This is a genomic window from Neorhizobium sp. SOG26, from assembly GCF_003491345.1.
In the GTDB taxonomy this organism is placed as follows: domain Bacteria; phylum Pseudomonadota; class Alphaproteobacteria; order Rhizobiales; family Rhizobiaceae; genus Neorhizobium; species Neorhizobium turbinariae.
Map to the genome: position 1 here is coordinate 1,919,466 of NZ_CP025512.1, position 12,071 is coordinate 1,931,536.

The window sequence follows — 12,071 nt, forward strand, 5'->3', positions numbered from 1 at the left end:
AGCTTTGGCAGGCGGGTTCTTGATCTACAAGCAGAAGCGGATCAGATTTCGCTCTGCGACGTCACGATGCGCGACACAAGGCCGTAGCCCACGGCGTCTTCGGCCGACAGCCAGTAGTCGCGGTCGATGTCCTTGGCGATCTTTTCTTCCGCCTGGCCGGTAGCCTTGGAGAAGATCTTGATCAGGCGCTCGTTCATCTTGATGATCTCGCGGGCCTGGATCTCGATGTCGGATGCCATGCCGCGGGTACCACCGGACGGTTGGTGAAGAAGGAAGCGGGTGTTCGGCAGGGCGATACGGCGTTCCTTCGGGGCTGCGACGTAGATCAGGGCGCCGGCCGAGGCGACCCAGCCAGTGCCGATCATCCAGACCTTCGGCTTGATGAACTTGATCATGTCGTGAATCGAGTCACCCGATTCCACGTGACCGCCCGGCGAATTGACGTAGACGCGGATGTCATCGTCGCTTGCTGCGGCAAGCGCCACCAGCTGCGTGTTGACCTTCTGCGCCAGTTCCTGGGTGATAGGCCCATAGATGAAGATCGAACGCGACTTGAAAAGATTCGCCTCCGTTTCCTTGCCGAGCGGCAGTTCCTTCGTCTTGTCGTCGTTGTCGTCTTCGTCGTTCAGCACGGTCAAAGTCTCCTGCATGGATTTCATATACGGGACATAATGTGTTCGCCGCCGTAAAACAATGGACAGCAGGCCCGAGAACTCGCCTACCCAGTGCTAAGGTGAATGACGTAGTCACACCTTGGAGGCGCCAGCCGATTGCGGATGGACAGGCCTTGCACCTCTCCCCTAATCTGTGTGTCATTCCGGAAGACTGATAATTTAGGGGACGACATGCTGAAACGTTTTTCACTTGCTGCGACCACGCTCGCCGCCGCCGCAACACCCGCCTTGGCTCATCTGAATCCGCTTGAGCACGGCTCCTTCATGGCGGGCGTCTCCCACCCGCTATTCGGGCTCGACCATATTTTGGCCATGGCGGCGGTCGGCCTCTGGGCGGCGCAGCTGTCTTCCGCTGGTGATCGAAAGGCGCTCTGGGCCGTGCCCGCAGGTTTCGTCGTTGCCATGGCGGCAGGTTTTGGTCTCGCACTTGCGGGTGTGGCGCTTCCGGTCGTCGAGCCGGCAATTCTCGCATCGGTTGTTGCGCTCGGGCTCGTGGTTGCCCTTGCCGTGCGCCTGCCCGCTGCAGCCGGCGCCGCGGCCGTCGGGCTTTTCGCCCTCTTTCACGGCCATGCCCATGGCGGCGAACTGGGCGCCGCCACCGCGCTGCAATACGGGATCGGTTTCGTCGCCTCGACGGCTGCGCTGCACCTTGGCGGCATGGGCCTCGGGCTCACCATTTCTCGCCTCCACCCGCAGATTGCACGCCTGCTGGGCGGCCTGACGACCGTCGCCGGCCTGTCTCTGGCGTTCGGCTAAGAATTATTCGGATCCGTCCGGCGCTGTCCGCGAACGGACCCGCCCCCCAATCAGCCGCGGCCGCGATAGGTCGCAACCCCCTGCTCCGGCAACCAGACACCTGCCGGAGCTTCGCCTGTCTGCCAAAAGACGTCGATCGGGATGCCGCCGCGCGGATACCAGTAGGCGCCGATCCGCAACCATTTCGGCTCCAGCAGGTCGACGATCCGCTTGGCGATATAGATCGAGCAGTCCTCGTGGAAAGCGCCGTGATTGCGGAAGGAATGCAGGAACAGCTTCAGCGACTTTGACTCCACCAGAAAGCCATTCGGGATATAGTCGATCACGATATGCGCGAAGTCCGGCTGCCCCGTCATCGGGCAGAGCGACGTGAACTCTGGTGCTGTGAACCGCACCACGAAATCTGTACCCTGGTTGCCGTTCGGCACCTTTTCCAGTACCGCCTCTTCGGGCGTCTTGGGCGCCTCGACCTGTGCGCCGAGCTGCGACAGCCCGCTTACATCCGTCATCGTCATTTTCCTGCTCCTTCAACATCGATCTTGCGACCGTGTGGGTTTTCGCTGTCCGGCTCCACGTGGATGCCCAGCGTCGCGCCCGGAATGATGGCCTTGACCGCCTCTTCCATCCGGTCGCAGATGGCATGGGCATCCTCGACGCTCATTTCCGACGGCACGACGAGATGGAAGTCGATGAAGGCCGCCGTCCCGGCGCGGCGTGCCTTGAAATCATGAACCCCAAGCGCGCCGACGGAATGGGTGGCGATTGCCTCGCGCACCGCTGCCTCTTCGGCAGGCTCGAGCGCCCGATCCATCAAACCGCCGAGGGAATGGCTGATCACCCTATAGCCCTGCCAGATGATGTTTACCGCCACCAGGATCGCCAGAACCGGATCGAGGATCGGGTTGCCGGTGGCGATCGCAAGGATCAGCCCGACGAACACGCCCGCCGAGGTCACCACATCCGACATGATGTGCCGGCCATCGGCTTCAAGCGCCGGCGAGCGATGCTTTTTGCCGGCGACGATCAGTTGCCGCGCCCAGACGAGGTTCACCACGCTGGCGAGCGCATTGATGCCGAGACCGATCACCGGTGCATCCGGAAGCTTGGGCGACACAAGCCCTTGCCACGCCTCGTTGATGATGAGCATCGCCGCCACCACGATCAGCATGCCTTCAACGACTGCCGCGATATATTCGGCCTTGTGGTGGCCGAACTGGTGGTCGTGGTCGGCCGGTCGCTGCGCGTAACGGATCACGAAATAGGCGATGATCGCGGTCGCCACGTTGACGATCGACTCAAGCCCGTCCGAGAGAAGGGCAACCGATCCGGTCACCCACCAGGCGAGCATTTTCAGCCCGATCACCGCCACCGAGATCGGGATGCTCCAGAATGCGAGCCTCTCGACCAGATTGCTTTCCCTCACCACCGACTTTGTCCTTCTTGCGCGTGCGAATGATTTGCAGAACCGAAGCTCCAAAACGCCGAAACCGCCGCAGCGAGTTTGACTCGTTGCGGCGGTTTCGGAATGGCGGCTCTATGACTCAACTGCCGCCTGTTGTCAAAGACTACGAAAGACCTAATTGCAGATGTGATTAATTTGTTATATAACTCGTTATATAAACGGAGGAGCAGGCTGTGTCACGCGATATCGTACGGGATTTCGGATACCTCACGCTCGGCACGCGCCTCAGGCGGCTGGGAGAACTTCTTCAGGCAAACACGCAAGCGGTGATGACCGAGTTCGGCGTCACCATTCCTGCGGCACAATACCCCTTCCTGGCGGCGATTGATCGCGACGGCCCGCTTACCGTCGGAGAGCTCGCCGAAGCGGTCGGCATCACCCAGCCGGGTGCCACGCGCACGATCAATCAGCTCGTGCAGGCGGGCTTGGTCGAAGCCTCCGTCAGCGACGAGGACCAGCGGCGCCGCAGCATCACCTTGACGCCAGCCGGCCAGGAACTGGTGGCGCTGTCGAAACAGGCCGTCTGGCCGAAGGTCGAGGCAGCCGTGCGGGAAGCCTGCGCCGATCTTGATGGCCCGCTGCTCGACCAGATCGCCGCGCTGGAGGCGAGCCTCGCCGCCGCTCCCCTCCTTCAACGGATCCACAAGCAGAGGGAACGCCAATGATGCATGTGCTTGATCGCCCTGTCTGGAATGCGCTCGCCACCGTCCATGCGGGTTTTGCTCAAGGATCGGAGTTGGCCAAGCGTTACGACCCGACCATCGTGCCGTTCGCCGCGCCGGCCGATTTGACGCAGGCGAGCCTCGATGCGCTGGCGTCGCTGCCGGCACCGTCCGAAGTGATGGTGATCGTCGAGTCACAACCGGTGGAAACGCCGCCGTCGCTGGAAACGGTGATGGATGCCGTACTCGTCCAGATGGTTGCTGAAAAACCGTTCGAACCGATCGAAGATCCGCGCATCAAACCGCTAGGTGAAGCGGATGCCGAAGAAATGCTTGAACTGGCGAACCTCACGAAGCCCGGCCCTTTCACGCTGCGGGCCCAGGCGCTCGGCACCTTCTGGGGTATCCGCGAGAGCGGACGCCTCGTCGCCATGGCTGGGCAACGGATGCGCCAACCGGGGTATGCAGAACTCAGCGGCCTCTGCACCCGTCCAGAGTTCCAGGGCCAGGGGCTCGGCAAGACGATGATGCGTTTCGTGGCCGGCGAGATCTCCGCCCGCGGCGACGCAGTCTTCCTGCATGCCTACCGCAGCAATGTCGGAGCGATCGCCATGTACGAGAAGATGGGATTCTCGCTGCGCCGCGAGATGCACATGCGGGTCGCCAAGCGGCCGAACTGATCTCGGCCGCTTGGAGTTAAGGGAGGAACGCTGCGCGCCTCAGGCAGCCTTGGTCGCCCTCTTGCGCGACAGATGCGCCACGACATTCTCGATCATCCGCATGCCGGCATCTCCGCCGAGCGTCATGATCGATTCCGGGTGGAACTGCACCGCCGCGATCGGCTCCTTGGCGTGCTCGATGCCCATGATCGTGCCGTCCTCGCTTTCGGCGGTGATGATGAAGTCCGCCGGCAGCGTCTTCGGATCAGCAAAGATCGAGTGGTAGCGACCGACTGTCACCTCTTTCGCAAGGCCCGAGAACACAACGCCCGGCTCGAGCACGCGGATGCGCGACGGCTTGCCATGCATCGGCACCGCGAGGTGGCGAAGTTCGCCTCCATAGGCTTCCGCCAGCGCCTGCAGGCCAAGGCAGACGCCGAAGATTGGCAGGTTTTTCGCCCGCGCCGCCTTGATCGTCCGCTTGCAGTCGAAATCCTTCGGGCTGCCTGGTCCCGGGGAAAGTACGACCAGATCCGAATCGAAGCGGTCGAACACTTCCTCGGGTACCGGAGAGCGCACGGTTGAGACGGTCGCGCCCGTCTGGCGGAAATAGTTCGCCAGCGTATGGACGAAGCTGTCCTCGTGGTCGACGAGCAGGATCTTCACGCCATGTCCGACGGCTGCCACGTCGCGGCCCGCCTTCGCGGCATTGCCGGATCGTGCGTCACGGATGGCGGCAATCATGGCAGAAGCCTTCAGCTCGGTTTCGGCTTCTTCCTCGTGCGGATCACTGTCGTTCAATAGTGTTGCTCCTGCCCTCACCTCGGCAATGCCATCCTTGATCCGGATGGTGCGCAGCGTCAGCCCGGTATTCATGTCACCGTTGAAGCCGACCATGCCGATTGCCCCACCATACCATGCACGCGGGCTCTTTTCATGGCTCTCGATGAACCGCATCGCCCAGAGTTTTGGCGCACCCGTTACGGTCACCGCCCAGGCGTGGCTGAGGAAACCGTCGAAGGCGTCCATGTCGGGCCTGAGCCGCCCTTCGATATGATCCACCGTGTGGATGAGGCGCGAATACATCTCGATCTGGCGACGGCCGATCACCTTCACCGACCCGGGCTCGCAGACCCGGCTCTTGTCGTTGCGGTCGACGTCAGAGCACATGGTGAGCTCGGACTCGTCCTTCTTGGAGTTCAGCAGCTTGAGGATCTGTTCGGAGTCGGAGATCGCATCCTCGCCGCGGCGGATGGTTCCCGAAATCGGGCAGGTTTCGATCCGTCGCCCGGATACCCGCACGAACATCTCCGGCGAGGCGCCGACAAGGTATTCCTGTTCTCCCAGGTTGATGAAGAAGGAATAGGGAGACGGATTGATCGCCTTCAGCCGGTTGGAGATCTGCGACGGATTGCTGTCGCAGCGCTCCATGAACTTCTGGCCGGGCACGACCTCAAAGAGGTCGCCGCGCCGAAAACTTTCCTTCGCCTTTGTAACGAGCTCGGCATATTCGCCTGGCTTGTGGTCGCCCCGCGGCGGAATGACGTCGGTACGCTGGAACGGATCGGGCGCAATCTCGTCGGACTTGCCTTCCGTGGTAAGGCCGCCCTTGGAAAAGTCATAGCGGTCGATCCAGGCCTTTGCCGCGTGGTGATCAACCACCAGGATCTCGTCCGGCAGGTAGAGGACCATGTCGCGCTGGTCTTCCGGGCGCTCCATCGACAACTTGATGGCATCGAACTGGAAGGCAATGTCGTAGCCGAAGGCACCGAACAGCCCGATTGCAGAATCCGCATCGGAATAGAAAAGATCGACCACGGCGCGCAGCACCGTGAACACGGTCGGCATCTTGGAGCGTTCTTCTTCCGTAAAAACGCGGCTTGGTTCATCGACAGTGAGGTCGAGGCGGCGCGCGCTGCGGGCACCGAGCGTCAGGTCCGCAACCGTTGCCAGCTTCTGCGCAACCAGTTCGAGAAGCACTTCCCCGCGACCGTTATAGGCCTCGATCCAGACCTTGCGACCGCGCGAGGAGAAGCCAATTGGCGGATCGGCGATCGCCGTATCCCAGCGCGTGTAGCGGCCGGGATATTCGTAGTTCGACGAAAACACCGCCCCGCGCCGCTCGTCCAGCCGATCCACATAAGACGAGATGGCGGTGGCATAATCTGCGGCGCGCCGCTTCCGGCTCACCGTCACGCCGCCCTTCGTCTCGTAGGTTTCCGAACCGTCGTCCCGGATGATGGTCACCATTGTCCTGCCTCTCCGATCTTGAAGCCCGATCCGAGTACAGCCCAACAAAAAAGCCGCCTCGGATTTCGGGCGGCTTGTTGTCGTCTTGTCGATTGAACATGACTGGTCAAGGCCGCGTGAAGCGTGCCCACCACCAGTTACCAATGTTCATCGAGTTCAGCATGCGCGGGATGGTAGCGCTAGTTTAGCAATCAGGCAAGTGGCTTCTGCAACCCCTTCCCGCCCCTCCTTCATCTCCCACCCATCAGGCAACCTCTGCCGATGCTGGCGCGTTCATCTGTGCCTGTTGAGGCGACCGGGAGGGTAAAGGTGAAGCGACACATCGTGCTGATCTTGTCTGCAGCCGTTTCTCTGGGAGCGGCTCTGCCACGCACCGGTCCCGTTCCCGCCACCAAGCCGGAACCTCCCGCACAGGCCACGGAACAACCGAAACCTCAGGAGGAGGCACCCGCCTCGGACGCATTAGCTCCACCAGCCGAGACGCCCGCCGAAGGCGAGGCCGCAAAAGATCGGGAGAGCGGGTCGATCCCCACGCCGGCACCAAAACCCGACCAGCCACCAAAGCCATCGGGACCCGCAGCCGAAGAGGCTCCCAAATCGGACGATGCAGCTAAGGAACAGGAGAAAGAGCAGGAAACCGCCGAACCTCCCCCGCCGCCTCTCGTCAAGGAGGACCCGGAGGAACTGAAGGCCTGCATGGCGGAGCTCGCGACGCTTGGCACGAAATATGAGAGCAAGCCGCGGATCGACGAAGGGGAAGGCTGCGGCATCGAGAGCCCGATCGCCGTAACCGAAGTGCTACCAGGCATCGATGTCGGCGGCGCGACGATGCGCTGCAAGACGGCCGTCACCATGGCCCATTGGTTGAAGGATACGGTCCAGCCGGCGCTGAGCATCGCCATGCCCGGCCGCAAGATCACCGGGCTGGTTGCCGGATCGACCTATGCCTGCCGCCTGCGCAACAGCGCCTCCACCGGCAAGATTTCCGAACACGCCCGCGGCAATGCCTTTGACGTCGCGTCCTTCAAGCTCGACAACGGCGAAACGATTTCGATGAAGCCGCGCGACGAGGACTCGACTCTGGAAGGCGCCTTCCAGCGCACCGCCACCGCCGGTGCCTGTCTGCACTTCACCACCGTCCTGTCACCAGGCAGTGACGAAGCGCATGAGGACCACCTGCACCTCGATATCCTCGAACGCACCAATGGCTACCGGTACTGCCGGTAGGGCCGTATACGCCAGCGATGCCTCAGAACAGGCCTTCGACCTCGCCCGTCTCGTTCAGGCGGATACGCTCGGCCGATGGCGAGCGCGGCAGGCCCGGCATGGTCATGATCTCGCCGGTGATCGCCACCACAAATCCGGCGCCGGCCGAAAGCCGCACCTCGCGCACATGCACCACATGGCCTTCCGGCGCGCCGCGCAGGTTCGGGTCGGTTGAGAAGGAATATTGCGTCTTCGCCATGCAGACCGGCAGGTCGCCGTAACCCTGCTCTTCCCAAGCCTTCAGTTGGTCGCGAACACCCTTGTCGGCGGTGACTTCGGCCGCGTGATAGATCTTGGACGCGACGATCTCGATCTTGTCCATCAGTGGCAGGTTGTCCGGGTAAAGCGGCTGGAACTTCGCCTGTCCGCTTTCCGCCAGTTCGACCACCTTCTCGGCGAGTTCCGCAGCCCCCGCGGAGCCGTCTGCCCAATGCCGGCAGACGATCGCATCAGCGCCGTGGCGTGCCGCATAATCCTTCAGTGCCTCGATCTCGGCATCGGTATCACTGGTGAAGTGGTTGATGGCGACCACCACAGGCACGCCGAACTTGCGCACATTGGCGATATGGCGGCCGAGGTTTGCAGCACCGCGAACCAGTGCCTGGACGTTTTCCGCCGACAGATCTTCCTTCTTGATCCCGCCGTTCATCTTGAGCGCCCGAACGGTCGCCACGATTACTGCCGCATCCGGTATCAGCCCTGCCTTGCGACACTTGATGTCGAAGAACTTTTCCGCCCCGAGATCGGCCCCGAAGCCGGCTTCGGTCACCACGTAGTCGCCAAGCTTCAGCGCCGTCTTCGTGGCGATCACGGAGTTGCAGCCATGGGCAATATTGGCGAATGGCCCGCCATGCACGAAGGCCGGGTTGTTTTCGAGCGTCTGCACCAGGTTCGGCTGCATCGCATTCTTCAGCAGCACCGTCATTGCCTGGTGCGCCTTCAAGTCGCGCGCAAAGACCGGCGAGCGGTCGACGCGGTAGCCGATGACGATCTCGCCCAGCCGGCGCTCCAGGTCGGCCAGATCCTCCGCAAGGCAAAGGATCGCCATCACCTCGGAGGCGACGGTGATATCGAAGCCGCTTTCGCGCGGGAAGCCGTTGGAGGGACCGCCGAGCGACGTCACCACCTGGCGAAGCGCACGGTCATTCATGTCCATCACCCGCCGCCAGGTGATCCGGCGCGTGTCGATGTTCTGTTCATTGCCCCAGTAGATGTGGTTGTCGATCATCGCGGCGAGCAGGTTGTGCGCCGAGGTGATGGCGTGGAAGTCGCCCGTGAAATGGAGGTTGATATCCTCCATCGGGATCACCTGCGCATACCCGCCACCGGCTGCCCCGCCCTTCACGCCGAAGCAGGGTCCAAGCGATGGCTCGCGCACGCAAACGATCGCCTTCTTGCCGATGCGGTTCAGCCCGTCGCCAAGGCCGACGGTGGTCGTCGTCTTGCCCTCGCCCGCGGGCGTCGGGCTGATCGCTGTCACAAGGATCAGCTTGCCGTTCGGCCGGTCGGCCAACAAGGCGATGAAGTCGGCGCTGACCTTCGCCTTGTCATGGCCGTAAGGCGCGAGTTCTTCGGCCGGAATGCCGAGCTTGGCGCCGATCTCTATGATCGGCTTCTTGGTTGCCGCGCGTGCAATCTCGATATCCGACTGGACTGCTGACATGCATCTTCCCCTGGTTGGAACCTGATCCCCCACCTTCATGCTTAGCGAAGCAGAGGGAGCCTGTGAACCAAGCCATCGACGTTGCGAACCGGAAATCGCAGATGTTATAAGCTAAAACGTGACAGATAATCGGAAAAATTAACCTCAAGCGGAACGGGAGGGAGAATCCGCTGGCTCTTCGGTCGGATTGGTATATTCCTGCTTGTGAAGCTAAACCGTTGTCAGATTTTTAACCATGATCACTCTTGAGCGGCAGTCGATCCTGAGCAGCGAGATTTCCGCTGTCGATTGCCCGGAGGATATTGGCCCCGCTTTTGCACGCATCACGCAGGCCTTCGGCTTCCGTTATTACCTCCTGCTCAATGCCTTGAGCCGCCCGCAGGAGGCCTCGCTTGCGCGACTGGTGATTGAGGGTGATCTTCCGGAAGAATACATCCAGGAATACGACCGCCAGCGGCTTCTTTCGGCCTGCCCGATCGCAGCGATCGTCGCCAAATCACCCACACCGGTCTCTTGGTCGATCGACGAGCCCGATGACCTGCGTGGTTTCAGTTTTCCGGATGCGATCATCGAGTTGCAGCGTTCGCACGCCATCGGGAGCGGCGTTGCCATGGCCTTCCGTTCTCTCGCCGGCCCCACCTACACGACCTTCATCTTTGGATCGCGCCCGCGGCTCACGCAAGACGAGCTCAACGAGATGGGCATGATCCTGCTGCACGCCTTCGGCGCCTTCGAGCGGCTCAACCATCCACAAGCGCCGGCCGCGCCCGCATCGCTGACGACCCGCGAACTGGAAGTCGTTCGCTGGACGGCGCAAGGCAAGACCTCCGCCGAGATCGGCCGCATCCTGTCGCTCTCCGACCACACGGTGAATGCCTACATGAGCAACGCCATAAAGAAACTGGATTGCGTCAACCGAACCCAATTGGTAGCTAAAGCTTTAAGGCTCAGGCTGATAAACTGACGCCGTTGCTGCGCGGGCAGCGGGAGGAAAAGCGTGCCGCCCTGGGTTCAATATTCAACGAAGCCGTCCAACCCTCAATATCCCTCGATACCCCTGACCGCAGAGGAAGTTGTCGACCTCGCCTCTGCCTTCGAGCTCTTTGGTTACTGGCGCCTCGATATCGATAGCGGACACCTGTTCGCCACTGAAGATATCTGCCGCATCTTCGGCCTTCCGCCGACTGAAGGGCCGCTCAATCTGGTCACCTTCACCTCCCGCATCCATCCCGATGACATGCCGGTGTTGATGGAGATCTACGAGCGCATCAGCCAGGAGCGACTGGTCTACCAGAATGTCTATCGCGTGAAGACGGATGGCGAAGGCTACAAATACGTCCGCTCCGTCGGCAGGTTCCGCGACAAGCCGGGCACGGGTGGCGAGATCGTCGGCTTCACCGAGGAATGCTGTCCGCAAACCCCGGCAGTCACTTTCTCAGAGCCCACGGCCGCTGAATAAGGCGGTTCACGGTCGCGACGAACCTTAACGGTCCAGCACCGCGCGCGCCTCGACGAGGTTCGAACGCACGTTCAGGATATGGAAGCCCATCACCGCAAGATGGCTTGGCATGATCATGCCGTCTTCGCTGCCGTTCGACACAATCGTTGGCTGGACGTTGAGGGCCGAGCGGAAGCGGCTCAGCGTGTCGTTCCAGATCTGGCCAAGATTGCGCTCGCGGATCACCTGCGAGAAGTCCGCCCCTGCGCCGGAAAGAATGGCGTAATAACCGTAGAGCTGTCCGTAGGCGAACCAGAAGCGGTCGTCGGCACGCGTGTCGAACCAGCCGGCACTGTGGTTTTCGGATCGGTCGCGCAGGATGGCCGCCGTGCCGCCAAGGTCGTTGGCGATGCGGTCGATGAACTGCACCAGGTTGTCGGCACGGCTGTCGAAGGTCGCAGCACAGATCGTAAGGTCGCGGTTGAACGCCCGCAGCTTCTCGATCGCCGTGCGGTAATAGGATGGCGTCGGGGTTTTAAACCCGAAAGGATCAAGCCCGAAATACCAGGAATATTCATCGAACTGCAGGTTGCCGCGCGCGTCCTGGAGATTGTTGTTGATGCCCGATGTGCCGCGCACGCGACCGAGCGTATCGACAAGTTCCGTCGAGGTGCGGCGCACTGCCTGGTTCACGCCACGCTGGAACGAGGCCTTGTTGTCAAGGAACGGCGTGTGGTCCCAATCAATGCCGAAGAAGCCGAGCCGATAGAGAAGCATCGACGATATCCAGGCATTCTGGTTGACGTTGAAGTCCGTGAGGTCGGCTGCGGCATCGACGATCGCCGAAGACTGGCACTGGCGCGCAGCCGGATTGGCAGCCGTCGCGGCCGGCGTCGCATCGCTGCCCGCTAGTGCGGTCGATGGCGGCAATTCCTGGCCCGCCGGCACCGTGCGTTCCGACCAGCGGTAGGTATCGATGAAGTTCGGGTTGAAGCCGCTCCAGACCTGCGTCTGGATAAAGAAGTAGCCGTAAAGCCCGATCAGCACCGCGAGCACGGCAAGGATCGGCCCCTTCACCATCCAGTGGCGACGGCCATACCAGCCATGCGCAGCCATGAACGGCCAGACGAGCCATGCGAACAGCAGGCCGATCCCCCTTCCGATGGCCTGGCCGGCGTTCTGGAAGAAGGCAGTGATCCGTTCAAGCATCGAGGTCTCCGTCAGGCGCTAGTTGGCTCAAC

At 61.8% G+C, this 12,071-nt stretch carries 12 protein-coding genes; 6 read left to right on the forward strand and 6 right to left on the reverse strand.

The genetic code is table 11. The features are described from left to right. Positions 1 to 41: 41 nt before the first annotated feature. Positions 42 to 629: an ATP-dependent Clp protease proteolytic subunit gene (locus CYG48_RS09495; protein ID WP_245450469.1), complete on the reverse strand. Its 588-nt coding sequence runs from the start codon at positions 627 to 629 to the stop codon at positions 42 to 44. Between the two features lie 216 nt (positions 630 to 845). Here CYG48_RS09495 and CYG48_RS09500 point away from each other — a divergent pair, with 216 nt between their 5' ends. Next, positions 846 to 1,430 (forward strand): HupE/UreJ family protein, encoded by a 585-nt coding sequence (locus CYG48_RS09500; RefSeq protein WP_118850163.1) that lies wholly within the window; start codon positions 846 to 848, stop codon positions 1,428 to 1,430. A 50-nt stretch (positions 1,431 to 1,480) separates the two neighbouring features. Here the strand turns inward: CYG48_RS09500 and queF are convergent, their stop codons facing one another. Then, positions 1,481 to 1,945: a preQ(1) synthase gene (queF, locus tag CYG48_RS09505; RefSeq protein ID WP_118850164.1), complete on the reverse strand. Its 465-nt coding sequence runs from the start codon at positions 1,943 to 1,945 to the stop codon at positions 1,481 to 1,483. After that, the gene (locus CYG48_RS09510) at positions 1,942 to 2,778 is read right to left on the reverse strand and encodes a cation diffusion facilitator family transporter (RefSeq protein WP_445304335.1); all 837 of its coding nucleotides are present in this window, start codon (positions 2,776 to 2,778) and stop codon (positions 1,942 to 1,944) included. Before CYG48_RS09510 ends, queF begins: the two co-directional genes overlap by 4 nt. A 287-nt stretch (positions 2,779 to 3,065) precedes the next feature. Between CYG48_RS09510 and CYG48_RS09515 the strand changes: the two genes are divergently transcribed. Next, positions 3,066 to 3,557, forward strand: a complete 492-nt coding sequence (locus CYG48_RS09515) for a MarR family winged helix-turn-helix transcriptional regulator (RefSeq protein WP_118850166.1) — start codon at positions 3,066 to 3,068, stop codon at positions 3,555 to 3,557. Beyond that, complete coding sequence (locus tag CYG48_RS09520; protein ID WP_118850167.1) at positions 3,554 to 4,234, forward strand: GNAT family N-acetyltransferase; 681 nt, start codon at positions 3,554 to 3,556, stop codon at positions 4,232 to 4,234. The genes CYG48_RS09515 and CYG48_RS09520 overlap by 4 nt, the downstream gene beginning before the upstream one ends. Before the next feature lie 39 nt (positions 4,235 to 4,273). Here the strand turns inward: CYG48_RS09520 and CYG48_RS09525 are convergent, their stop codons facing one another. Next, complete coding sequence (locus CYG48_RS09525; protein WP_118850168.1) at positions 4,274 to 6,463, reverse strand: anthranilate synthase; 2,190 nt, start codon at positions 6,461 to 6,463, stop codon at positions 4,274 to 4,276. Between the two features lie 309 nt (positions 6,464 to 6,772). Between CYG48_RS09525 and CYG48_RS09530 the strand changes: the two genes are divergently transcribed. Next, on the forward strand, positions 6,773 to 7,690 hold the full coding sequence (locus tag CYG48_RS09530) for an extensin-like domain-containing protein (protein WP_245450321.1): 918 nt from the start codon (positions 6,773 to 6,775) through the stop codon (positions 7,688 to 7,690). 22 nt (positions 7,691 to 7,712) lie between these two features. On the opposite strand, the gene CYG48_RS09535 is transcribed toward CYG48_RS09530, so the two are convergent. Then, positions 7,713 to 9,392, reverse strand: coding sequence for a formate--tetrahydrofolate ligase (locus tag CYG48_RS09535; protein WP_118850170.1), 1,680 nt, complete (start codon positions 9,390 to 9,392; stop codon positions 7,713 to 7,715). A gap of 235 nt (positions 9,393 to 9,627) precedes the next feature. On the opposite strand from CYG48_RS09535, the gene CYG48_RS09540 reads away from it, so the two are divergent. Then, on the forward strand, positions 9,628 to 10,356 hold the full coding sequence (locus CYG48_RS09540; RefSeq protein WP_118850171.1) for a helix-turn-helix transcriptional regulator: 729 nt from the start codon (positions 9,628 to 9,630) through the stop codon (positions 10,354 to 10,356). A gap of 33 nt (positions 10,357 to 10,389) precedes the next feature. Continuing rightward, on the forward strand, positions 10,390 to 10,851 hold the full coding sequence (locus CYG48_RS09545) for a PAS domain-containing protein (protein ID WP_118850172.1): 462 nt from the start codon (positions 10,390 to 10,392) through the stop codon (positions 10,849 to 10,851). A gap of 24 nt (positions 10,852 to 10,875) precedes the next feature. Here the strand turns inward: CYG48_RS09545 and CYG48_RS09550 are convergent, their stop codons facing one another. Continuing rightward, complete coding sequence (locus CYG48_RS09550) at positions 10,876 to 12,039, reverse strand: DUF2333 family protein (RefSeq protein ID WP_118850173.1); 1,164 nt, start codon at positions 12,037 to 12,039, stop codon at positions 10,876 to 10,878. Between the last annotated feature and the right edge of the window lie 32 nt (positions 12,040 to 12,071).